Here is a 22,825-nt window from a genome sequence, read left to right on the forward strand (position 1 = left end):
GCACCTGAGGCGGATGCCGGATCGCCTCAGCCCGTGACCACACCCGTTCCTGCTGTGGCTCCCACCCCTGTTCCCCCTGCCAGCACGCCGATGCCTGCACCTGCCGTGACGCCTGCCCCAACGCCAGCACCCGCCAAGTCAGCCCGGCGACCTGTTCCCACACCCGAAGCGCCCACCGCCGCCGCTCCCACTGATCCAGTCCCAGGACCCGATCAGGAACCCGAAGCGCCCGATCAGGCATTTCAGATGCCTGGCCCAGCCGCCGAAGCAGCATCCAGTGAACCTCAGTCGGACTCTCCCACAGCACCACAGGATGCACCCAAGAAACGCGGCCTCAAGAAACCCGCACGTCCTGGAGCAGCGCTCAAGAAACAGAAGAACCCGGTGCAGACTGACCAGAACAGCGTCCCCGCCGCACCCCAGAACGAAGCACCCATCTCCACGAAAGCCACCACGAACGTTCGTATGCCTCAGCCGCGCCTGCTCCTCATGACAGCCGCCCTCAGTGTCCTCGGCGTCGTCCTGATCGCCCGATCACTCCAGCCCAATCCCACCCCTGCCCTGATCCCCGGGCCGCCCGGAACTGCCGCGCCCGTCACCCCCAGTGACGCAGTGACCGCACCACCTCCTGGCAGTGCGGGAGCGCCGGCGTCCCCCAGCACGCCCGGGCCGCAGAGTCCGCCTGTCGCGATCAGCACACCAGCGGGGCAACCCACCCCACTGCCCAGTACCACCCCCGACACGTCTACACCTGCCGCGACGTCGGCGGCCACGCCCGCCAACCAGCCTGGCACGGTTCCTGCCCCCCCTGAATCTGCGGCTGAACAGCCGCCCGTGAAGGCCACCCCCAGCGAGGAAGTCGCGTCGGCGCTCGTCACCCCAGATCCAGCCCTCTCCAGATCGTTCGGTTCAGCAGCCTCCAGCACCGCAGGCGCCTCACGCACCACCGTTCAGAGTGCCGTGCAGCAATCAGCGCCAGCGCCCTTCCAGACTGCCACCCCCACGGTGGTTCCCATTAACGCAGCTCCGGTCGTTGCCGTTCCCGTCGTAAGCGCACCCACGCCGTTGCCCGTTCAGCCGGTAAGCCGGGTCCAACCCGTGCAGGCTGCACCGATCACGTATGCGCCACCCCGGTACGTGCCCCCCGCCCCCGAGGCCGTTCCCCCCCTGCCCGTCACCGCCCAACCCGTCGTGGTCCTTCCCGCACCCCGCCCGCAGAGCACGGGCAGCGCCGTCGCTGTAACCGTCCTCACCCCAGCACCCACCGAGACCGCAGCGGCCCCTGTTGCGCCCGTCACCCCCACGACTGCGCCCGTGACGTACCTCGGAACCGTGGAGGCCGATGGTCAGACCATCGCGCTGCTCACTGTTGGTGGGCGGGATGAGACGGTCGCAGCCGGTCAGGTCATCCCGGGGACCAGCGTGAAGGTGGTGTCGGTCACCCCTACGCAACTCACACTCCGAGACGCAGGCGGCACACGCACCGTGCCGCTCCAGGAGGCCGAATGAACCGCATGTTGACCCTGATGCTGGCCCTGTCCAGCGCGTCCCTCACCGCGTACGCCGCCACCCCGGCGGCCGTCACCGCTGCGCCCGCACTCGCGGTCACGCTCCCCAGCAACCCGAAGCTCGCCAAGACGGTCACCGTCACGCTCCCCAGTGGCGCGCCACTCTCCACCGTCCTGACGGCCATCGCCAAGGCGACTGGCCTCACCCTTCTCTCCCGGGACATCCCGAACGTGCCCGTCACTCTCTCCATCAAGGGCCTGACCGGCAAAGCCGCCCTCGAACGTCTCCTCAGCCTGTACAGCGACAAGATCGCCGCGCAGCTCATCGGCGACACGCTGGTCATCGCCCCACCAGGCGCCATCAACGCCCTGCTGACCGCGCCGAAACCCGTCCTCGTGACCGTCCCCATGCTGCTGACGGCCGATGACGCGGCCCGCCTGGCCACCCTCACCGGCACGACCATTGTGCCCGTGGGTGAGACGAGCATCATCAGCGGTACGGCCGAGCAGGTCGCCCAGGTGCAGGCGCTCCTCACGCCTCAGGTGACCGCGCCCACCGCGCCGGGCGTGGTGACGGAGAGTGTCCCGATGGTGCGGACCGACCCGGAACTGGCTCGCACGACCCTGGCCGCTCTGCACGACGTGAAACTCTTCGCCGCGTACGGTCGAGCGTACCTCCAGGCACCCAGTACCGCCGCCCTGACCGCCGCGAAGATCACCCTCGCGCAGCTGGAGAACGACGCCCCGGACCGGCCAGCAGCTGGGTCTGACCAGGACCCAGTTCCCCTGGCCGTGCCCCCGGCCGACGTGCAGCAACAGCGCACCATTCAGACGTCCCTCAGTGCTGACCTCGTCACCCGCATCGCCGCAAGCGTCAGCAGCACCCTGAAGCCCACCCCACTTGACGCGGGCACGTACGTCATCCGGGGACCCGTGGATGACCTGACCGCCTTCCAGACGGCCCTGAGCGCGGCTGAAGTGCGGGAGGCCATGCGGGTCATCGTGGTGTACACGGATGTGTCCAGCGGGACGGACGCCACTGTGAAGGAGATCTTCCCGAACGCGTCCGTCCGCGTGGTCAGCGGCGGCCTGGAAGTGCGCGCCACGCCGATCGAGCAGGTGCGCGTCAGTGCCTACCTGCGGCAGGTGCGCCTGGGCGCGCCCGCCCCTGCGCCAACGATGGAGGACGTCACCCTGCGCGTCTCGCTCGCGTACGCCACGCCGGCCACCCTCGTGCAGCAGCTGGGCACCCTGTACGCACAGGACGGCACCAAAGGGGAGGGCGGCGAGAAGGCCACGACCGGCACAGCAGCCCAGGGGACGGGCAGCACGGCGGCATCCACTACCCAGGGCGGTACCCCTTCGACCAGTCAGAGCGGAGGGCAGAGCACGGGCGCCACCCTGATCGGGGGCGTGCGGGTGGTTGCGGATGACCGGACGCGAAGTGTGGTCCTCACGGGCAACCCAGACGCTGTGGCCCGCGTGAAGCGCACCATCCAGGATCTCGACGCGCGACTGCCCGATGTCCGAATGGCGCTGCGCATCGAACAGATCAGCGGCAGCAACGGCTCAGACCTCGGCCTTGACTGGAAGGTCGGCGTGGGCGGCTTCAGCATCGGGCACACGGACGGCGCACTCACTGCCGGGTACTCGGCTGGCCTGAGCCCCGTCAGCGTGGAGGCGAAACTCCAGGCAGCCCGCACCAGCGGCCGCGCCAACACCCTGCTCGACACCTCGTTTGTCGCGCAGGACGGGCGGCCCAGTGTGTTCCGCAATGGTGGCCAGCTGCTCCTCCCGGTGACGAATACCAGCACGGGCGGCGGAACGAGCACCACCACGCAGACCCGCGAGACCTACGACTACGGCCTGAACGTCACCCTGACGCCCCGCCTGAGCCCCGACGGCCGCGTGGAACTCCAGATCCAGCTCGACCTGGGGCAGACGCCCCGCGCCGGCGTCCAGAATTCCATCCTCGTCGAGAAGCAGACCCTCACCACGATCGCCACCGTCACCCCGGGCGAGACCCTCCTGCTGGGCGGCGTCCTGTCCACTGATGACAGCGCCACGAAGAAGGGCGTGCCGATCCTCAGTGAAATCCCCGTGCTCGGCGCCCTGTTCGGGAAGACCAGCGTCACGAAGGGCACCAGTGTGCTCCTCATCAGCCTGCAGGCCGCCGACCGGTCCGATACGCGCGGCCCGGCCGCCCCCATCGTGACCCCAGGCGCGGGCGTCACGCAGATCAAGATTCCAGGCCGATAAGCCCGTCCCGTCACCCCCACGTCACCCACACTGCACCCAGCGAGGTAGTCCATGAAGAAGTTCCTCACCGTTGTCCTGACCGCCGTCCTCAGCACCTCCAGCCTCAGCGCCGCGCAGACCCTCACGAATGCCGTGGTCACAGCGCCCGGCGCGCAGCCCATGGTGATGCCCCTCAATGTGCAGCTCCTGCCGTACGGCACCGTCACCATCGCGAACGGCACGTACTTCATCCCGAATTACGAGGGAACCGGCGTGAGCATCTACATCCAGAGCCCGCAACCCATCCGCGTGGCCACGCTGGAGGAGACCGTGCGGTACCAGGCGGAATGGATGCGGATCACGCAGGCGATTTCGTCCGGGCGATCCACCACGCCCGCTCCAGCGCCCCTGGCCGCCACGCTCCCGGTCATGCCGCAGGCCACCGCGCTAGGCCAGGCCTTCCCGACCAATCCGGCAGCTGCCATCAGCGTCCCCAGCGCTGCCCTTCCTCCCATGGCCGCAGCTGCCCTCCCTGCCACGGCGGCGCCTGTAGTGAACTGGACGGCACCGAGCACAGCAGCGGTGAATACTCCCGCGCCAACGCTGGCGAACTTCCCCACTGCGGCAGCCCCCCTCCAGCAACCCGCCGCACCAGCACCAGCAGCCTTCCCTTCGGCGAACAACCTGTTCCAGCAGGCCGCGTTCCCGAGCGCTCCCAGTGCGTTCCCGGCCAATACCAATGCCTTCCCGGCGGCCGCCACCGCCTTCACGCCAACTGCGACGGCTCCGCAAGTGGCCCCTGCAGCTGCCACGCCAGTCCCCAGCATGGCACCGCAGGTACAGCAGGCTCAGTACACCCCCACCACGACGCTCGTCCCCGAGTACCTGCGCGTGAACTTCCGCGGGCGCGGCACCAACGTCACCTACTCACTCAGCAACACCAGCAGCAGCCAGGCCATGCAGATCGACCCCGCCTCCCTGCGCGCCTACCAGAACGGCCAGCCCGTCGAAGCGCAGCTCGCGCAGCGGGACAGCAGCGGCGGCACGAACGGCGTCCTCATGCCCCGCGCGATGCTCGTCGGCACGATCTCCGTCCTGACGCGGTCCGCCGCGCCCATCACGATCACCTGGCAGGCAAAGGACACGCAGGGCCGCGTCTACCCCATCGCCTACGCGTGGATGCCCGAATGAGACGCCCCGTGACTGCGCTGGCCACGGTTGCCCGCCCCGCGTGCGTGGATTGGCTGCTCGGCGCCGCCCTGATCGGGGCGGCCTGGGTCCTCCCAGCCGTGAGCCCACTGACCGCATGAAGTCCTGGAACTACAAGGGCTTCGATGCCCGAGGCACCGAACGCAAGGGGAAGATCGTTGCCGCGACAGAGGAAGAGGCCCAGAAGCTGGTGACCGGGATGGGCATTCAGGTCACCAGCATCACCCGGAACCAGGACCTCACCATGCCGTGGGAGAACCGGCCCCCCAGCCTGAAGGATCGGGCCATGTTCACGCAGCAGTTCGCGCAGCTCCTCGGATCGGGGAGTGTCGCGCAGAGCGAGGCGTTGGGCGTCGCAGCCCGGACCACCACCAATCGTCAACTTCGCGCGGCCATCGAGAGTGTTCGCAAGGAAGTCGACGAAGGACACCCCCTGGACGAAGTGGTGGCCCGCAAGCAGTACGCCCACGCGTTCGACCCGGTGTTCGTCGCGTTCATCCGCATGGGTGCTGAGGGTGGCAGCATCGCTCCGAGCCTGAAGGAACTCAGCGAGATGTACAAGTGGCAGCTGCGGATCGCGGGCATGGTCAAGAAGGGCCTGACCCTCCCCGCCATCATCATGGCCGCGTGTTTCATCGTGACGTACTTCATCATGGCGAAGGTCGTCCCCACCTTTATGGGCATTCTGGACGGTCTGAAAGCGGAATTGCCGCCACTGACGAAAGCCGTGAAAGCGATCAGTGAACTCGCCTCCAACCCCATGGTCACGTTGGGGATCGTCGGGGTGATCGTGGCGATCGTGTTCCTCTTCCGGTGGTACCGCAAGACGCCGGACGGGCACTACCGCGTCGACGAGTGGATTCTTCGGTTGCCCCTGGTCGGCCCGATGACCAGGACGTTCATTCTCGCCCGCGTCAGCAGGGGCCTGTCCGTGATGCTGAAGAACAGTATTCCGCTGGATGACGCGCTCTCCATCACCGCGCAGCTCGCCGCGAACGACGTGTTCCAGAAATACTTCCGGGAAATGCGCGCCCGGGCCATTGATGGGCTGCCGATGTTCCCCGTCATGGCCGCAAACCCGAAGGAGTTTCCGGAACAGTTCTGGCTTCAATTCCGCGCGGCCGAGGAGAAGAGCAAACTCAAGGAGACGCTGAACTACCTCGGGGAGATGTACAACGACGAGGTCACCACGCAGGTCGAAGGCCTGACGACCGCCATCGAGCCGATCCTGATCGTCTTCCTGGGCGGTGTCGTGGGGGTCATCGTTGTGTCCGTTTTTCTGCCCATGACGACCATGATGAACAGCCTCGGCGGTTCCTGACCGACCGAACAGCGCAATGCATCAGGCGCAGCGCCCTCTTCAACGGGGGCGCTGCGCTGTTTCACCGTCCCCCGCTGGTCACCCCTACGCGTGGGACGGTGCTGACATGACGCCCCAGAGTGAACCACTCCAAAACCGTATGATTGTCCTATGGTCACAGGGCTGCCCATGAAGCCGATTCGTGAAACGCAGTATCACGATGAGCTGAACCTGGCTCGGCTGAACGTCATCCTGGCGACAAACCGGACCAAGCTGCAGCACTGGCAGAAGAGGCTCCAGTTGGACGCATTTGGGGAAATTGCCGTCGAGTGCACCGCGGCCAAGGGCCACGTGGTCCCACACGGTCTCGACAATGACGTCCTGATGGGGCTCATCACGGGAGCCGTACTGCAGAATGTTGAGCCTGGAGGCGAGATCCGGCTGACCGCGACCGAACTCATTCGGCTGAGCGGTCTCCCTGACTGTGAGCGAGTCTTCCAGCGCCTTGAGGAATCCCTTGAACGGCTCCAGTGGACTGCCCTGAAGATCAGCGAGGCCTGGCTGGACGAAGGCAAACAGCACGCGCGCAGTATCAAACTGTCCATCGTCAGCAAACACTGGGTTGAGAACGTTGTAGATGCCACGGTCAAGAATCCGGGTCAATGGCAAAGCACGACGAAGCTGGTTATCCGGCTGGACCCGGAGCTGACGAGAAGTATTCGCATCGGGTACATCAGGCCGCTCAACAGCGCCATTCTCGGTCAGATCAAGCAGCCGATGGGGCGGAGTGTCTACCGCGCACTGTCGCTCCTGCGCACCACCTCAACGACCAGTGGAGCGCCGCTGTATATGGAACTCCCGCTCGTCGCCTGGGCCGATCACCTTGGGTTGACGCATCACCTCCCAGAGCTCAACTTCGTTCAAAAGATTCAGCGGGCGCTGGAACCTGCACATGCCGCTTTGCAGAGCGCAGGCTACCTGAAAGAGGTCAAATATAGTGGCCGAGGGGACGCCAAAACCGTGTCATACACGTTCGCTGCGGAAGAAATGCAGCCAGCCAATCCAGAGGTTGCACAATTGCTCAGGCCACACCTCGGAGAACAGCGCGCCATTCAATTGTCCACTGAACTGACGCCAGAGCATGTCCGGACGGTCCTGGGGCAATTCGAGAGGCTGCTACAAACTGACTACAGCCGGAAAGTTCGTAGCCGACCAGGTCTGCTCCACGACATGTTGATCAACCCAGGTAAATACAACAGCGTCACCGGCCTGCCGGAAAAGCCCGCAGCCAGACAGCCGATCCGGCAGCTCTTGCCCATCGACGACGTCATGCCGACACCCAACCAGGCTGCCTTCGAGATGACCTTCAAAGTCGTGTCCAGAACTTGGCAGGAAGCCACCATCCGGCAGTACAAGCCAAGGCTATGGGAACTCTACAAGAATGGTCGTATCACGACATTCGACCTGTCACAGCAGCTATCCAACCTGGACCCATCGTTAGTGGACGCACAACTTGACCGTTGGGAACAGGCCATCTGACCCGTTCGCCCAACTGATAGAGCACCGGTAGCGGAGGGAAATCCCTCCGCTACTTTGTTGAATTGCCGCCGACTTTTTGGGTGAGTTCTGGAGTGACTGCCACCGACTCTTTGAGTGAATTGCCGGAACGCACCTCCGACTCTTTGGGTGAATTGCCTCCGACTTTTTGGGTGAGTTCTGGAGTGACTGCCACCGACTCTTTGAGTGAATTGCCGGAACGCACCTCCGACTCTTTGGGTGAATTGCCTCCGACCCTTTGGGTGAGTTCTGGAGTGACTGCCACCGACTCTTTGAGTGAATTGCCGGAACGCACCTCCGACTCTTTGGGTGAATTGCCTCCGACCCTTTGGGTGAAAAAATCATTTTTTGACGTCTGAGAAGGGATTTTCATCGGACCCCAGAAGAAGATCTTCTTATTTTTTTACATGCTTTTAAACATAAGAAAAACTTCATCCATAAAGGGTCAGAGCGTTGTCGAGTTGGTCACCCTCCGCTTCAGAGCACAGTCCCATTGCGTCACGGCACCCATGCGGGACCGCTTGTGTCCCAGTGCCCCTGCCTAGAACCGCTGACCACACGCTCGACCGAGCAAAAAGCCCATGTCGGCGAGGAGGTCGACGCGCGATCCCTCCCCTCATCCCCCCTCCCCCCCTCTGGGGGTAACGGGGCGGTCACCCCTACGCATCCCACCCTGCAAGCATGCGCCAAGGATTCACGCTCATCGAACTGCTGGTGGTGATCGCCATCATCATGGTCCTCGCCGTCCTCCTCCTCCCCAGTTACGCCGGCGCGATCAACGACATCGACCGGAAAGCCGCCACCCTTCACGCCCAGGCCGTCCGACTCGCCCTGAACACCGCCCTGGCAGGCAATCCCAGCGTCACCACGGCCGCCTGGGGGAACGTCGCCTGCACAGCCGCTCAGGACGTCACGTCAAGCGGCGTCACGGCGCCCAACGGCGGCAACGGCTGGTCTGCCGCTCCCCGCGGCGCACCGTGCGTCGCCACCGCAGAAACGCAGCGCACCTACCGGGTCACCGTCACGCTCGCCGACGGAACCACTGCGAGCGCGCCGTGAACCACGCAGGATTCAGCCTGGCGGAAGTCCTGGTCGTCATCGCCATCACGGCCCTCCTCACTGCGATCGGCGTCACCGCACTGCCCAAACAGAACAATGACGTCACCCTGGACGGCCTGCCCGCCCGGTTCGCGAGCGCCCTGGAAAGCGCACACAGCCAGGCACTCGCTGAACGCGCCGCAGTCACCCTCACCGGCACGGCCCGGGAGCTCAGCGTGACCTCCCTCGATGGCACGGAGCGCGTCTCGTTCTCACCTGCGCAGGTCGCTGGCACGATCACCATCCAGCCGGGCGGAACCACGACGGGCACGGTCACCCTCACCATGCCCAACGGCACGTGCAGTCTCTACAGCCTGACCCTGTACGGCACCAGTGCAGCCGGGACCTGCTGATGAGGACCTCCATGAACAGAACATCCGGACTCACCCTCGTTGAAGCCCTGGTCGGGACCACCCTCCTCCTCCTGGCCCTGACCGCGTTCGCGGCGATGGCCGCGCAGTCCGCTCGTGTCGTCTCCACCGGGCAGCTCACGTCATTCGCCGCCGACGCCCTCAACGCAGCCGCTCAGGCTGCCCAGCGCGGCAACACTCAGTACACCCAGGCCCACACCTTCACCTCGAACGAACTCCGCCTGCTCGCTCAGAGCACGGGCCGACGACATGACCTCTCCGCAGCCCTGACGGGTGACGTCGTTCCGCAAGCAGGCAACCCACCCCGGGTGCGCATTTCCATTCGTGGGCCCGGAATCAACGTCAGCCAGGTCGTCACCGTCCCCGGTGGCTCGCCGTGAATCACCTGCACGCCCGGCGTTGCCGGGTGCCGCCATTCACCACTGGTCCCCCCACCCATCTGCCGGCCCCCACACCATCCCGTAAGGAGTCACCATGATCAAACCCACACCCCCACCCACAAGCGGATTCACCCTCATCGAAGTCCTGGTTGCCATCACGATCGCTGTTCTGGTCGTGGGCTTCGTCGTGGCCATCATCCCTCGCGCGACCAGCGCGTCCGCCGAACAGGCCCAGACCGTTCAAGCGACTGCACGGGTGAATGCTGTCACCCAGGTCCTCGCTGAGCAGTTCAACGACGACACCTTTCAAGGCTTCACTGCGGGATCCAGTTCCACTCTCACCGCGGTGTTCGCGACAGGCGCCCCAGTCACGGTTCCCCTCCAGCGCGACTTCGCCACCCTCTCCACCATCAGCGTACCTGGCCTGAGTGCGCCGGTGGGCAGTCAGGTGCTGCTTGTCACCTCATCCGGCATCAGTAAAGTCGCGTCCGTGACAGCCGTGCCGGGCACGGGGCTGATCACACTCGACTGTCAGCCCGGTCTGCCCACCACCGGAGCGATTCTGGCGTACCCCGCTCGCACGCTCACGCTGGCGCTTCATGGTGGCACCATCACTCGCACGAGTCACGGCGTGACGAGCACGCTGGGCAGCAGTGACGGCGTCGCGTTCTCCTACCTCTACGAGACCCCATCCGGCAGTCTCGTACGTGACCCGGCAGGTGCCCCCGCGAACCGCGTGAGCGCCGGGACGCTCGTCGGACTCGTGCCCGTCAGTACCACGGCCCGAGCCGACCGCGCCACATCCGTGCCGCTCCAGGTGAATACCATTCGCCGTCTGCTCGGCTGTACCGAATCGGCCGCCGTCACCCCGAACGAGGCGCGCCTGAACGTGACCATCACCGGCCTGCCCACTGGCGTCACCCCGGACGTCAACCTGAGTGGCCCGGACGCTTCCGTGAACGGTCAGAAACCCACGTCCAGCCGCAGCTACCAGAACGTCCAGCGCGGCACCTACGCCATGACCGCCCAGCAGGTCAGCGCGGGCGGCCGTACGTACGTCCCGCAAGTTCGCGGCTCACCCGCCACGCTCCACAACACGTGGGGGCAGATCTTCATGGTGGCCAGCTACCGCGAAGCCCGGGGAATCATCACCTTCAACGTGACAGGACTCCCGAACGGCGGTCAGGGCACGGTGACCCTGACCGGACCAGACCCACAGACCGTCAACGTGTCCAACGGGAGCACGGCCGTCGACGTCGCTGCTGGCTCGTACATTGTGTCCGCACCGGCAGTGACTCGGGGTGGCGTGACATACACGCCGACGTTCCCTGCCACCACCACCGTCACCTCAGGTGGAAACGTCAGCCTGACGATCAATTACACCGCACCCACGGTCTCCACACTGAATGTGACGGTCGCCGGCCTGCCCGCCGGTGTATCGGCATACATCTCCGCGATTCACTCTTCGACGAGTTTCAATAGCACGCGACTGCTCAGTAACGGCACATCGAGCTTCGTGTCGATTCCGCCGGGCACGTACATCGTGAGTGGTACGCCGTGGGGTTCATACGAAACGGGGGCTTCTTCCGTGAACGTCCCGGCAGGGGGCACAGGTAACGTCACCGTCACCTACGCCATTGCCAGTGTACCACCAGACCCCCCGATTCCCCCTGTCTCGCCAAGGATCGACCCACCACCTCCGAGTAGTCCGACACCAACTCCATTACCACCGAGTGATCCGACGCCAACCCCGCCGCCACCAAGCGAGCCCCCTCCAAGCGGTGGAGGTGGGGGTGGCCCCCCACAGTGTTTCTATGACGGCCACGGCGATGGATCGTGCGGTTTTTAGCACCCGACTTCATTTCCGCTTGACAAGGCGTCTCGGTATTGCTCTTTAAGAGGAGAGGACTTGGTTGGCACTCCAGTGGCCCACGACGCCCAAACGTGAGTACCGCCAAGTCCTCCCCATCCTTTCTCTAACGCTCAGGCGCCACGTCCGCCACTAGGAGCTACACCATGAAACGTTTTGCTGCCTGTCTGATCGTTCTGAGCTCTTTACTCGCTTCATGCGGTGGTACGACTTCAACCACTCCTGTCACTCCACCGATTACCACGATTCCAGATCCTGTCCCGCCAACTCCCCCCGCTAATCCCACACCTACTCCTGATCCGGTACCGACCACGATATTCATCCCATCCGCAGGTGCTGCAAGCGGGAGCGGGGATGGAACCATCACAGGCACCGTCCGTATCAGCCCGAGCGTTCAGGAAGTTGAGTTACTCACTCTCGCCAACGAACTGCGCACAAAGGGCACTGTGAATGGCCAAGACTTCACAGCAGGCACCTGCGTAGACGGCACATTCAGGAAGGACACTCTTCAACCCCTCACGTTCCATGGGCTGCTGTCCTACGCAGCGCGCAAACACAGCACCTATATCGCCGAAGTCGGCTATGACGGTCACAATGAATTGCAAACTACCTCTCCGTTCTTCTATGGCGGCACACCGCGTGAGCGTAAAAACAGAGCGTATTCAGATTTCGCAGTACCAGCATCCGATTTGGGCCTAGGGGAAATTGTGGCGACTGGTCGTACTCGACCAACCCCTGAAGCCGCACTCCGCGACTGGATGGCTAGCTCACCCCATTGCTTAATCCTGATGAATACCACGTTGAAGTTCATGGGTGCAGGCTACGCATATGCGGCGCCAAACACCGCTGCCAATCGCTGGGGTCACAGCTGGACCATGATGTTCTATTGAGAGGTGCGTGCTCAAGGCCCCGATGTGGGGCCTTTTTTCGTGCTCGGTGCGGTCACCCCCAGGTTCACTATGGTCAAGGAGTGTACAAACATATCCTGGCGGCTGCTTTGGCCCTGAGTTGCACCACCCACGCCCTCACGATCCGTCTGCCCGAGAGTCTCGAAGTCGGCCGTCGCATTCCCCTGACGACCATCGTGGATAGTCGCTCGGCTACGGTGACCAGCAATGCCCCCGACGTGATCGAGGTGAGCGGGGGCGCGTTGATCGTCAAACGTCTGACGCCGACCGGCACGGTCGTAACGCTCACCGCGAAGGAGGGCGTGACGCAGGCACAGGCGAACGTCCGGACGCACGGTGTGGAGGTGATGCCCGGCCTGGGCACACTCCTGCCCGGCACCTCAGCGCCAGGCCTGCATCCGTTCGTCGTGGTTCGAGCACGCACCACGAGTGGGAAAGGTCCCGAGAAGATGACGATCACGCTGAAGAAGGGGGACCAGGTGATTGGGAAACCCCTGCAGGTCACGCCCTTCCAGCTGGGCGGCATGAGTGCTTTCGCGTCGACGTTGCCGGTGACCGGGCCGGTCACCATCGAGGTGAGAGCGGCCGACGTGGGTCTCGCAGCAGCCTTCAGTACGGGTGGCATTGTGCCTGCAACGGCCAGCCTGGTGCAGGGTGTGAGGGGATCCGTGCAGGGGCGAGCGCTGCAGCTCACCGGGACTCTGCCAGCTGCGACGACGGTCTCGGCACGGCTGATCCGACAGGGAGAGGTCGTGCGAGAGCAATGGTTGAACGTCGCCGCATTCCCGGCGACCGTGCTTCTGACTCAGGCCCCCGCAGGTACAGCAGATCTGGATCTGCGTGTCTATAGCGAACCCGTCTTCAATGACAGAACGGTGTTGCCGGGCAGTGCCACCTTCGTGCAGTACCGGGCAGCCAAGCTCAATCTGCGTTAAAGTGCGTCTGAAAAACGTGCTGGCGCAGGTTATCGTCGCTCATGCACATGGAGGACGATGAGGCGGAGGTGGAGCGTTCATGACCCGATCCGCGTACCCGAATGACCTCACCGATGCCGAGTGGAACGTCCTCCAGCCGTTCCTCCCACCCGAGGCGCGACGTGGTCGCCCGCGGATATGGTCATTGCGGGAGATCCTGGACGGCATCTTCTACGTTCTGCGGGGCGGCATCGCTTGGCGAGCGATGCCGCACGACCTTCAACCCTGGCAAACCGTGTACCACTATCACCGACTGTGGCGGCTCCGGGGCGTCTGGGAGGAACTTCACACCACGCTTCGCGAACTAGTACGTCAGCGCGAGGGTCGCGATGCGACCCCAAGCGCAGGGATCATCGACAGCCAATCGGTGAAAACGACCGAGGCCGGTGGGCCCCGCGGCTATGACGGAGGCAAGAAGGTCAAGGGGCGGAAACGTCATCTCCTGGTCGATACGCTGGGCCTCGTGATGGCCATCAAAGTGCATGAAGCGGACATCCAGGACCGCGCCGACGCGGTCTTGCTCCTGCGTGAGCTACCGAATGTCTTTCCGCGCATGAAACACCTCTGGGCCGATGCGGGCTATACCGGCAAGCTGGCGGGCGACATCAAGACCTACCTGGGCTGGACGCTGGAGATCGTGAAGCATCCCTGGTCGGGCTGGCAGGGTACCTGGGCGCCGAAAGACGCACCTCCACGAATCGTGGAGGTGCCGAACGGCTTCGTCGTCCTGAAGCGCCGCTGGGTGGTCGAGCGGACGTTCGCGTGGTTGGGCAAGTCTAGGCGGATGGCGAAAGACTACGAAGCGCTGGTGGAAACCGCAGAGAACCTCGTGTATGAAGTCATGATCCGCTTGATGGTGCGCTGACTAGCAAAATCCCCGCCCTGACCTTTATCAGACGTACTTTAATCACAGACGTTCCAGCCAACTACCTCTGGTTTGGTCGAGGCTCAGATTCGCTCCGTGCAGACGAAAACGTTGCGGTCACTGCGTCTCCGCGTCGTCCTGGCCGTCCTCGTCCACAACCTTGCCCAACCCTAAACGGGGTATAAAGGAAAAGACATGATCAAAAGTAGCTTCGATTGGAACTCAATACAAAAGTCTCTTCATGCCTTGAAATTAACCACATTGGAGCCGAGCAATGTCACAAAATACGTGCACGATCTCGACTTGTTGGAATCTAAGATCTATGAACGCCAGTCGAGCCTTGCTCGCGATTACTACACAAATCCAGGTGACGCATCTGCTCGCGCTGCCTTGCAGAGCTTTTATGCAGACATTCAGCCTGACGCGAGTGCGCTTGTCCAGGTTTGCGCTTCACGCTTAAGAGATGTACAAGATGCGCTACCGGAAAAATGGATTCCAACTTTACTTCCCTTTATCCAAAGTGATGAAGGGGAGATTTCGCGCGCGATTGCCGAAATTCAAGGTGAAGCCGAAGCCTATAGCTCACTCTCGGCGCTTGTTACATATCAATACTCAGATCGACAAGGTGATCTTCTGGCTGATCGAGGAAGTGATGACCGTTCCATCCGGGAGCGTGCTCATCGAGCTATGATCGATGCTGAACGCACAGCTGCGGAGCGGAAAGCAGAGCTTTTCGTATCCCTTCATGCGAAACGTCAATCCATTGCAAGGGATGCAGGTTTCAAATCCTACACCGATCTGGCATGGAGTCGACCTCCACTATCTGAACGCGATTACTCAAAAAATGATGTCATAGCTTTGCGTGAAAATGTCCGAAAGCACATCCCAGGCCTACTGCAAATTTTTGCCAATACAAGAAAAAGCACGGTTGGTGGATCTAGGCCATGGGACGATCAAATCGCATTAGACGGAAAGCTCCATAGGTCATCCATCAAAGATCCAGATCAAGCACTTGATGCAGTCGGCAATATATTAATTGAATTGTCACCCATACTTGAAAAAGATTTTTCCCAAATGAGAAAAATGGGCGTGTTTAATATTGCTGGATCATGTGAGAAGTATCGGCAACCGATAACAAACTATCTGCCCATTTCTGGTCTACCCTGGGTTAGCTGTTGGTACAGCGGTGTTTCATCATCGGTATTTACACTGCTGCATGAAGTGGGGCATGCTTTACATTTATATCGCATACCCAAGGAATCTTTATTTAGACAGCATTATCCATCTAAAGAATATATGGAATTCGTTGCCCAGGCCACTGAAACAGCAAGCTTGCCATACTTAGGGCATTTCTTCGACGAGGCTTCACTGCCTGGGGTGAGATTATCTCTTATAGAAAGGGCATTAAAACTTATTGTTAATATGACGATCTTGGATGAATTTCAAGAAAGGGTATATTCTTTGGATGAAGTAGATACAGAAAATCTCAATGAAATATATATAGATGTTCTAAAGCAATACCCGAACGGCGTTGATGTTGATGAAATTCATGATTTGGTCAAGTTTGATTGGGCTTCATGGCATGTAATTGTTCATCCGTTTTACAACTTTGAGTATGTATTGGCTTGGATTGGCGCATTGACGATGCTGATAGGAGACAAAGCATCGGGGGCACTGCTTGAAAAAGCTTCCTCTCGTGCCCAAGACGCACCAACAAGTTCGCTTTTCCGAGATGTGGGGCTCAGCATTCCACCCACTGAAGCTGACGTTGCTCACCTAGCGGCCCAACTCACGTCGCTCGTGCACATCAGCTTGAATGACCTATCAGACCACTCTATTGTGGGGACGAAATGAAAACTATCAGCGTGTTGATGTGGATGACGCTCCTATCGTCACCAGCTCTGGCCTGCATGCACTGCCCTCCACCCGCTCCATCGCCAATCAGCGCATCTGCGTCGCCCAGCGCTAAATTTTTCTTCACCCCGCTCGATACCATCGTCCCGATGGGCGAACCGATCGGTCTCGGCGCAGGCGACGACCGTCCTCCACCACGCTAATCCCAGATGAGTGAAGGGAGCGTGCCGACATACGCTCCCTCTTTTGATGGGTGATAATCGGTAGTGCCGTGCCCCTACAACTGCCTAATCTCCAGAACTATGCTGATGTGCTTGAACACATCAGCACCCATGCACAGACCGAAGAGGGTATGCGCGCAACGGTCGTGGCCTTAGCAGCGGAAGGTTCCCCGTTGGGCCATTTTCGTGCGGCAGTCCTAGCGTATCGAATGCATCCTCGCCCGGAAGCAGATGTTGAGAACTGGCTTAGAGACGCGTACATCAACGGGGACCGAGCGCTGCAGATGATGGCCATGGCGACTATGCTCCATCTGCAGGTGAATATTCCATTTCTGGCCGGGATCACTGATACCGGCACCTCAATGGATGCCATCACAACACTGGAGGGCCTGCTCAAAAAAGTGCATGAGCTCCCCCCTGAATCGCTGCGGCTGGAGGCCGAGCTGCGCATGACGCATGCCTTGTTTCAGGCCAATATCACGCTGGGCGACACATCAAGCGTAAATGAGCTCTCTGCACGACTAGTTCAGATCGCCACGTTGTTCCGCAATTCTGCACTCATCGACACCTACCGAGGCCTGAGGGCCTACGCACTGATGGCTGGTGCCCAATACGACCGAAGTGCTGGACTGTATACGCAGTTGCTGAGTGAGGAACGTCCGGGCACGGCTCGATTCCAGAACTTCAGTGCGCTGACGGCGCGCGCGCTCGCGAACCTTGGGTCGTTTCCCCGCGCCATAGAGATTCTGGAAGCCGCGCTGTTGAACAAGCCGGAAGACCCGGAAGTCCGCGGGTGGTTGCAATGGATGCGGGCCATGACCGGCTTAGAGAGCATCCATGCGCCCGTTGTGTTGCACGACGATTGGCGGGAACGGTATGGATGGCAAATTGAGGCGCTCCAGGCCTTCGCTGCGGCCGAATGTGAGCCACCGCTCGGGAAAATGCTGGCCACACGCGAAGAACACCTCCGGAATGTCCTGCGCCTGTCAGAGCGTGGCCTGAAGCACAACCGCGTGAGCAGCGATACGCTTTTTGATCGGTGGATTCGGGCGCGCGCTCGGCTGCTGCTGGGTGAGTATGGAGCGGCAGCACAGGAAGTAACGGGGCTGGTCAAACCTGAACCAGAAGACCTCCTGAACCGGGCCCTGCTTGCTGCGTTGTTCGTCGATCTGGCCATGACGCCGCTCGAAAATCTTCCGCTCTCGATCACGGCCGCTGAATTTCAGCTGCGGGAAGTATTCGAGCTTGCCCGGTCGCTAGCCTATGCGGATGCGAATGCCATGGCTCAGTTGATTACTCGTTGGCATCCTCAAGTTGCCGTCTATGCCGCGCTGATGCCCGTCCCCATCCAAGAATTCCTGCCTGCCCTGGATCTGCTTGTGAGAGTCGGCCCGCGCAGTACCTGGCGCGGACGTGCGGTGCCACCGAAGTTCATCACGCACCTCATTCGTCTTGGCTTAAGGGTCCCAACTTTCCCCCTCGCTGTTGGCGGGAACATGTACTTCCAGGTGTCCCGCCTGAGTTCTGCGCCTGAGATCTGGGGTCCGCTCGTCTCCGCATTGCCCGTCGCCACGGCCCTCTTGCGCGGTGACTCAGCCCACCACACCAGGGCTCGGACCGTCTTGCTCGAATACGGTGGTGTCCCAGAGGGCGCTGAACGGGCTGTCGCTGAAGTCGCTCAGGCCGCACAGGCAATTGCGGTGGAACGCGCTCCAATCAAGCGATTGTGGACCGCGCTGGACCAGCTTTGAAACAGTCGCCTGTGTTTGAAGCGCCTACTCGATTTGAGTAGAATACACTCATTTTTTCTGATGCAAATTGTTTACCCACCTAATGCTTTTCTACGCTCTCCGTCGTGCCATAACGTTAATGGCATGTCTGGGACTTCAACTTCCACTCACTTTCCCCATCCAGATTCAACTCAAAACAGCGAGTCCAATCTTCCTTGCTCGGTCATTCCGACATCAATCGGCACACTCAACTTAATCCACGGCGGTGACGGCGGGTCCACCGGTTTCATTGCCCTCCACCCTCAGTTAACGCGCCACCATGCTGCACCAAACATTTCAATCTTTCCAGACGGTACCTTCAATATCGATTGCGATTTTCTGAGCTCAAGCCTGGCGCATGAACTGATCACTGTGATGCGAACGCTCAACACACCATCCACCACACTCCGCTTTCCAGCCGCATTCAGTCAAGTACACGTTTATGGCGACGCTCTTGTCATGGCATTCGAAGGCACCGCTGTTGAGATCCGCCTCGACCACAGACTTTTCACCGTGAACTGGGATGCGGAAGGCGAGGCAAATCGATGGGCCGTCGGAGTGGATGGAACCATGATTCTTCGCCCTCCCATCAGCTCGCCAGCAGCGCAAATTTTCCAGGCCGAATTCTCTGCTGCTCTCGCCGACCACACCACACCACTCGGCACTCTTATCACCGCCTTCCTCACGCATCAAGAACGGCGCGTTCAGCACGAGGCACAGCACATCCAGTTCTGGCAGCACGTGGAGTGACACCTTTCGCCCGAAGGCTGCACCCGTCACCTCCCGATATGCGACGGTTCACCGAGAAGCTCCGGGGAAGCCCCTGCCTTTAGGCATGGGGAGGGACCGGAGTGCCGCCCATGGGCGGCCTTGCTGTTCATACCAGAATGATCTAGTCTTTTTACGTGAAAGCCACGCTGACCGCCAAGCTGAAGCTACACCACACCAGGGAGCAAAAAGCTGCCCTGGACGCGGTGACGCTGGCCTACCGGGGCGCGCTGAACTACACCTCACACCAGGCGTTCGAGATGAACAAAACCTCCAACGCCGCCAAGATTCAGAAGGAGGTCTACACCACCCTCCGACAACGCTTCGGGCTCGGTGCTCAGATGGCCTGCTCGGTCCCCCGGAAGGTCGCAGCCGCCTACAAGACCCTCTGGACCCGCGTCAAACAGGCCGCCGCAAAGCGGGCAGCGAACCCCAAAGCCCGCCGGTACAAGGGACTTGACCACGCACCGAAGTTCGTGAGCCGTACGCTGTCGTACCAGTACGGGCGTGACTACTCCTTCAAGACCGGCCAGCAGGTCAGCATTTCCACGCTGGCGGGCCGTCTGGTGCTGCCCTACGAGGGTTACCGGAAGCATCTGGACTGGATCGCTGATGGTGCCCAGATCGGCGCCGCACAACTCTGGTATGACAAGCGGAAGCAGCAGTATTTCTTGCTCGTCCCGCTGGAGATCGAACTTCCAGACCCTGAACCCGTGACACACCAGCAGGTGGTGGGCGTGGACGTGGGGATGCGGTATTTCGCGGTCGCATCGAATCTCTCAGGGAAAGCGTTCTTCAAGTCGGGGAAGGAAACGCTCCGCATGGCGGAGCGTTTCCAGAAGGCCCGCAAGTCGCTTCAGCAGAAAGGCACCCGTTCCGCAGTCCGCCGTCTGGTGGCGCTGTCGGGACGGGAAAGACGGTTCATTGCTGACACCAATAGTTCTCTTGCTTCTGCACTTCTCAAGACCTACCCCCATGCCTTGATCGGTGTCGAGGAACTGACCGGAGTTCGTGACCGTACGGAAAGACGCTCGCGCCCCACCAGTTCCGAAAAGACCCGCGAGGCCAATCGTCGCCGTGCGAAGTGGAGTTACGCCGAGTTGCTGGGATTCCTGGCGTACAAGGCGCCGCTCCTGGGCAGTATGGTGGTGAAGGTGGACGCGCACTACACCTCGCAGACCTGCCCGAAGTGTGGGCATTGCAGCTGCGACAACCGCCCACGGAAAGGGTTGATGTTCGTCTGTGAAGGGTGCCGGTACCAGTTGCACGCGGATCTGGTGGGGGCCAGGAATGTGGGACTCAGGGCATGGCTTGTCCGGCAGGACTGGATGAGCACGGGGCGGTTGTCATGCGCCCCTGATGTGTCGGACGCTGAAACCAAAGCGGCTCGCCTTTCGAGGTACGCCGAGTTGCGGTGGAGTCCAGACACAAGCCCCCGCCTTTAGGCGTGGGGTCATGACGGCATGGATATCACCGAGGGCACGCTCACGCTCCGACCGAACAGTTCGGCCTACGCGCCGAAACCGGACCAACAGGACCTCGCCCTCCTCACGCAGCACCTGCAGAAGCGGTACGCGCTCAACAGCCTCCAGGATGGTCTCCTCTATCGAGCCGTCGTCGGTGCGGCCATCGCAGACCTCATCACCCGCGACTCCCCAACCGCATCCCCGCTGGCGGAGCAGCTGCTGCGGCAGACCATCGACGTCGCCCGGCTCTCCTGGATCGTGGACCACGCGGGCGGACAGCCACGCGTCCGCATTTCCCGGCCACTCCTGTCCTCACAAGGCGTGTGGTACGGCCCGGCAGAGCAACGCCTGAATCAACGCGACGTCTCAGTTCACTGCGCCGCTCACACTGCCACGTACATGCAGGCTCAGTACCCGCTCCAGCATTTCCTTCACGACGGGTACTGGGACGGCCTGGAAGCCTGCCTGTATACCGCCCCGGTGCCGATCATCCTTCCCCCGCACATGCGCGTGCTGATCACCGATATTCGTGGGCGCCACGAGAGTCATCACACGACCCCGATCCTGTGGGATGCACAGGTGCCGGCTGGGTATCACACCGCCACTGCCGTGCACCTCTCACATCCTGAGTCGTCAATCGGCGAGGTGGTCATCGTTCTGGATCTGCCTCAACCCGACGCACAGCGGGCCGGAGTGCATGGTGGTGCGCTCCGGTGCGTCACGTACCTCACGCGGACGACGTCCTGGCAGCTGGGTTGGCAGACCACGCAGCTCGTCCAGCCGGACGGCAGCGCGGAGGTCGCACCCACTGTTCAGTATCAGGCGGCAGAACGGGGACAGTGGGGTCCTGTTGAGGCACGGCACCTGGCATTGGCTCTCGCTGCCGTGCCACGTGATCTGCTGCCCTGCACGCACCGCACCGAGCTCAACTGGCCGGTCGCGTACTACCCACTGCACCCCGGTCCCGCGCCGCAACCATCTGAACCGGCGACCAAGATCTCTGTGACGTGATCGTCACCCCCACGACCGCCACGCTGGTGGTATGCGAACGAAGGGTTTCACCCTCATCTGGGTCCTCATCATGCTGGTCGTCCTCGCCGCCGTCAGCGGCGCCATGCTCCAATCCGCCAACACCAGTGACCGAACCGCGCGAGCAGTGGCACGAGGCGCCCTCATTCGCATTCAGGAGCGCAACACCCTGACGTACAGTCAGCGTCTCCTGGAAGCCAATGCGGGTTCACTCCTCAGGGCACTCCCAGCGCCGAGTGCGTTCGCTGCCGGCGACATCCAGAGCCAGTTGCAGCACCAGGTCGACGACTGGTGTCCCCGGGACGTCGATGGCAGCGGAAGTCAGGTGTTGATCTACTTCGCCTCAACGGCCTGCGGGACCGCACTCCCCGCTGGGCACCGTGCGCCAGCAGTGCAATTGAAGAACAGTGGACCTGACCTCTGGACCATGGAAGCAGAATTCCTCCTCGTCGCGGGGCCGTCCACCCACCCCACGGTTCGCCGAGGTCTCCTCAGCGCGAGCTACGGCGCGTCACCAGCGAGCACTTACGCTCTCTTGAGTACCGGCGATACCACCCTCGACTCGCGCGTCCAGATCCAGGGTGACGCTCACGTCGATGGCCACCTCACGCTCCGGGGCCCGGTCGAGCTCTCGGGAGCGCTGAGCACGAGCAACTGTCAGGTGGTGACGTCTGGCTGCGTCGGGACTGCTCAGGTCACGCTCAGTGACGCGCGCACGAGCGCCATGTCGATTCTTCCCACCCCCGCTCATCCAGCGGGGCTGACTGGCACGCTCGGCTTCGGTCAGGCAGGAGAAACCGCTGCTATGACTCTTCCGACCCTCTCTGGCCTCACGATCGTCGCCAGTACCGTTGACCTCGGCGTGCTGTCCAGTGGAGAGCAGTACATCCGAGCCTGCGTGACCGTCATGGTGTGCACGACCTACCTCGGGACGGCAGACGGCGCCCTCCGCCTGGGGAACGTGCAGAATGCCCCACTGATCTCAGCGTGGAATGGGGTGATCGGCATCACTCCAGTGGGTGGCGAAGTGGTGATTCGGCCGGTCAATCCTGATGCGCCGAGTGTGAGCCGCTCATTGAGCCTGGTCGTGACTGGTGCTGGGGCGGCACGGATCGATGGGAACCTCATGTACACGCAGACCAGCTGCTCAGCAGATGCGTGTACCCCGGACCTGACTCATGATGCCCTCTCCCTGCAGGCCTCCAGAGTGACCGTGACCTCGCGGACCGTGCGGACCCATGCGACGGTCATCACGGATCAGTTCATCGTGACGGCCCCATTGACCCTGTTCGGATCGCTCATCGGGACTCCAGCCGGAATCAGTGCTCAGCTGTCCATTCAGACGGATGCCAGAGCCCGCACGGGCTTCGCGCCGGTCGGCGTGCCCCGACTGGCCGCGCGGTGGCGCCAGTCGGCCGTGACGGTGGACCCATGACTGCA

General features: G+C 62.0%; 19 protein-coding genes and 1 pseudogene. All 20 read left to right on the plus strand.

What is annotated here, in order from left to right:
• Window positions 1-1,098: 1,098 nt before the first annotated feature.
• The 20 genes and pseudogenes from IEY69_RS16005 (at window position 1,099) to IEY69_RS16100 (ending at window position 22,820) form a co-directional block, all read left to right on the plus strand.
• Window positions 1,099-1,509 carry a hypothetical protein gene (locus IEY69_RS16005; protein WP_189074154.1) on the plus strand — a complete coding sequence of 137 codons (411 nt, stop codon included), beginning with the start codon at window positions 1,099-1,101 and terminating at the stop codon, window positions 1,507-1,509.
• Window positions 1,506-3,767 carry a secretin GspD/PilQ domain-containing protein gene (locus IEY69_RS16010; protein ID WP_189074155.1) on the plus strand — a complete coding sequence of 754 codons (2,262 nt, stop codon included), beginning with the start codon at window positions 1,506-1,508 and terminating at the stop codon, window positions 3,765-3,767. The genes IEY69_RS16005 and IEY69_RS16010 overlap by 4 nt, the downstream gene beginning before the upstream one ends.
• Before the next feature lie 51 nt (window positions 3,768-3,818).
• Window positions 3,819-4,937 (plus strand): hypothetical protein, encoded by a 1,119-nt coding sequence (locus IEY69_RS16015; protein ID WP_189074156.1) that lies wholly within the window; start codon window positions 3,819-3,821, stop codon window positions 4,935-4,937.
• Between the two features lie 115 nt (window positions 4,938-5,052).
• Window positions 5,053-6,276, plus strand: a complete 1,224-nt coding sequence (locus IEY69_RS16020) for a type II secretion system F family protein (RefSeq protein WP_189074157.1) — start codon at window positions 5,053-5,055, stop codon at window positions 6,274-6,276.
• A gap of 150 nt (window positions 6,277-6,426) precedes the next feature.
• Complete coding sequence (locus tag IEY69_RS16025; protein ID WP_189074158.1) at window positions 6,427-7,794, plus strand: replication initiator protein A; 1,368 nt, start codon at window positions 6,427-6,429, stop codon at window positions 7,792-7,794.
• A 92-nt stretch (window positions 7,795-7,886) separates the two neighbouring features.
• Window positions 7,887-8,171 (plus strand): hypothetical protein, encoded by a 285-nt coding sequence (locus IEY69_RS16030; protein WP_189074159.1) that lies wholly within the window; start codon window positions 7,887-7,889, stop codon window positions 8,169-8,171.
• A 322-nt stretch (window positions 8,172-8,493) separates the two neighbouring features.
• Window positions 8,494-8,871, plus strand: coding sequence for a type II secretion system protein (locus IEY69_RS16035; RefSeq protein WP_189074160.1), 378 nt, complete (start codon window positions 8,494-8,496; stop codon window positions 8,869-8,871).
• Window positions 8,868-9,263, plus strand: coding sequence for a pilus assembly FimT family protein (locus IEY69_RS16040; protein ID WP_189074161.1), 396 nt, complete (start codon window positions 8,868-8,870; stop codon window positions 9,261-9,263). The genes IEY69_RS16035 and IEY69_RS16040 overlap by 4 nt, the downstream gene beginning before the upstream one ends.
• A gap of 11 nt (window positions 9,264-9,274) precedes the next feature.
• The gene (locus IEY69_RS16045; protein ID WP_189074162.1) at window positions 9,275-9,661 is read left to right on the plus strand and encodes a hypothetical protein; all 387 of its coding nucleotides are present in this window, start codon (window positions 9,275-9,277) and stop codon (window positions 9,659-9,661) included.
• A gap of 94 nt (window positions 9,662-9,755) precedes the next feature.
• Complete coding sequence (locus tag IEY69_RS16050; RefSeq protein WP_189074163.1) at window positions 9,756-11,510, plus strand: type II secretion system protein; 1,755 nt, start codon at window positions 9,756-9,758, stop codon at window positions 11,508-11,510.
• Window positions 11,511-11,677: 167 nt separating this feature from the next.
• Window positions 11,678-12,421, plus strand: coding sequence for a CAP domain-containing protein (locus IEY69_RS16055; RefSeq protein WP_189074164.1), 744 nt, complete (start codon window positions 11,678-11,680; stop codon window positions 12,419-12,421).
• Between the two features lie 80 nt (window positions 12,422-12,501).
• On the plus strand, window positions 12,502-13,374 hold the full coding sequence (locus IEY69_RS16060; RefSeq protein WP_189074165.1) for a hypothetical protein: 873 nt from the start codon (window positions 12,502-12,504) through the stop codon (window positions 13,372-13,374).
• A gap of 79 nt (window positions 13,375-13,453) precedes the next feature.
• Window positions 13,454-14,278 carry an IS5 family transposase gene (locus IEY69_RS16065; protein ID WP_189074166.1) on the plus strand — a complete coding sequence of 275 codons (825 nt, stop codon included), beginning with the start codon at window positions 13,454-13,456 and terminating at the stop codon, window positions 14,276-14,278.
• Between the two features lie 66 nt (window positions 14,279-14,344).
• Window positions 14,345-14,452: pseudogene (locus tag IEY69_RS16070) on the plus strand (IS982 family transposase); the annotation flags it as partial.
• 21 nt (window positions 14,453-14,473) lie between these two features.
• The gene (locus IEY69_RS16075; RefSeq protein ID WP_189074167.1) at window positions 14,474-16,132 is read left to right on the plus strand and encodes a gluzincin family metallopeptidase; all 1,659 of its coding nucleotides are present in this window, start codon (window positions 14,474-14,476) and stop codon (window positions 16,130-16,132) included.
• Window positions 16,133-16,646: 514 nt separating this feature from the next.
• Window positions 16,647-18,104 carry a hypothetical protein gene (locus IEY69_RS16080; protein WP_189074168.1) on the plus strand — a complete coding sequence of 486 codons (1,458 nt, stop codon included), beginning with the start codon at window positions 16,647-16,649 and terminating at the stop codon, window positions 18,102-18,104.
• A 60-nt stretch (window positions 18,105-18,164) separates the two neighbouring features.
• On the plus strand, window positions 18,165-18,872 hold the full coding sequence (locus IEY69_RS16085; RefSeq protein ID WP_189074169.1) for a hypothetical protein: 708 nt from the start codon (window positions 18,165-18,167) through the stop codon (window positions 18,870-18,872).
• A 155-nt stretch (window positions 18,873-19,027) separates the two neighbouring features.
• Window positions 19,028-20,335 carry an RNA-guided endonuclease InsQ/TnpB family protein gene (locus tag IEY69_RS16090; RefSeq protein ID WP_189074170.1) on the plus strand — a complete coding sequence of 436 codons (1,308 nt, stop codon included), beginning with the start codon at window positions 19,028-19,030 and terminating at the stop codon, window positions 20,333-20,335.
• An 18-nt stretch (window positions 20,336-20,353) separates the two neighbouring features.
• Window positions 20,354-21,367, plus strand: coding sequence for a hypothetical protein (locus IEY69_RS16095; protein WP_189074171.1), 1,014 nt, complete (start codon window positions 20,354-20,356; stop codon window positions 21,365-21,367).
• Window positions 21,368-21,398: 31 nt separating this feature from the next.
• The gene (locus tag IEY69_RS16100) at window positions 21,399-22,820 is read left to right on the plus strand and encodes a type II secretion system protein (protein ID WP_189074172.1); all 1,422 of its coding nucleotides are present in this window, start codon (window positions 21,399-21,401) and stop codon (window positions 22,818-22,820) included.
• The last annotated feature ends 5 nt before the right edge of the window (window positions 22,821-22,825 follow it).

The sequence above is a fragment of the Deinococcus sedimenti genome, from assembly GCF_014648135.1.
GTDB lineage: Bacteria > Deinococcota > Deinococci > Deinococcales > Deinococcaceae > Deinococcus > Deinococcus sedimenti.

Bases quoted from the DNA above. Each gene is read 5' to 3' on its own strand.
- IEY69_RS16075 (WP_189074167.1), top strand. From the start codon at position 14,474: ATGATCAAAAGTAGCTTCGATTGGAACTCAATACAAAAGTCTCTTCAT.
- IEY69_RS16035 (WP_189074160.1), top strand. From the start codon at position 8,494: ATGCGCCAAGGATTCACGCTCATCGAACTGCTGGTGGTGATCGCCATC.
- IEY69_RS16080 (WP_189074168.1), top strand. From the start codon at position 16,647: ATGGCGACTATGCTCCATCTGCAGGTGAATATTCCATTTCTGGCCGGG.
- IEY69_RS16055 (WP_189074164.1), top strand. From the start codon at position 11,678: ATGAAACGTTTTGCTGCCTGTCTGATCGTTCTGAGCTCTTTACTCGCT.
- IEY69_RS16045 (WP_189074162.1), top strand. From the start codon at position 9,275: ATGAACAGAACATCCGGACTCACCCTCGTTGAAGCCCTGGTCGGGACC.
- IEY69_RS16010 (WP_189074155.1), top strand. From the start codon at position 1,506: ATGAACCGCATGTTGACCCTGATGCTGGCCCTGTCCAGCGCGTCCCTC.
- IEY69_RS16015 (WP_189074156.1), top strand. From the start codon at position 3,819: ATGAAGAAGTTCCTCACCGTTGTCCTGACCGCCGTCCTCAGCACCTCC.
- IEY69_RS16025 (WP_189074158.1), top strand. From the start codon at position 6,427: ATGGTCACAGGGCTGCCCATGAAGCCGATTCGTGAAACGCAGTATCAC.
- IEY69_RS16085 (WP_189074169.1), top strand. From the start codon at position 18,165: ATGCAAATTGTTTACCCACCTAATGCTTTTCTACGCTCTCCGTCGTGC.
- IEY69_RS16100 (WP_189074172.1), top strand. From the start codon at position 21,399: ATGCGAACGAAGGGTTTCACCCTCATCTGGGTCCTCATCATGCTGGTC.
- IEY69_RS16020 (WP_189074157.1), top strand. From the start codon at position 5,053: ATGAAGTCCTGGAACTACAAGGGCTTCGATGCCCGAGGCACCGAACGC.
- IEY69_RS16050 (WP_189074163.1), top strand. From the start codon at position 9,756: ATGATCAAACCCACACCCCCACCCACAAGCGGATTCACCCTCATCGAA.
- IEY69_RS16065 (WP_189074166.1), top strand. From the start codon at position 13,454: ATGACCCGATCCGCGTACCCGAATGACCTCACCGATGCCGAGTGGAAC.
- IEY69_RS16095 (WP_189074171.1), top strand. From the start codon at position 20,354: ATGGATATCACCGAGGGCACGCTCACGCTCCGACCGAACAGTTCGGCC.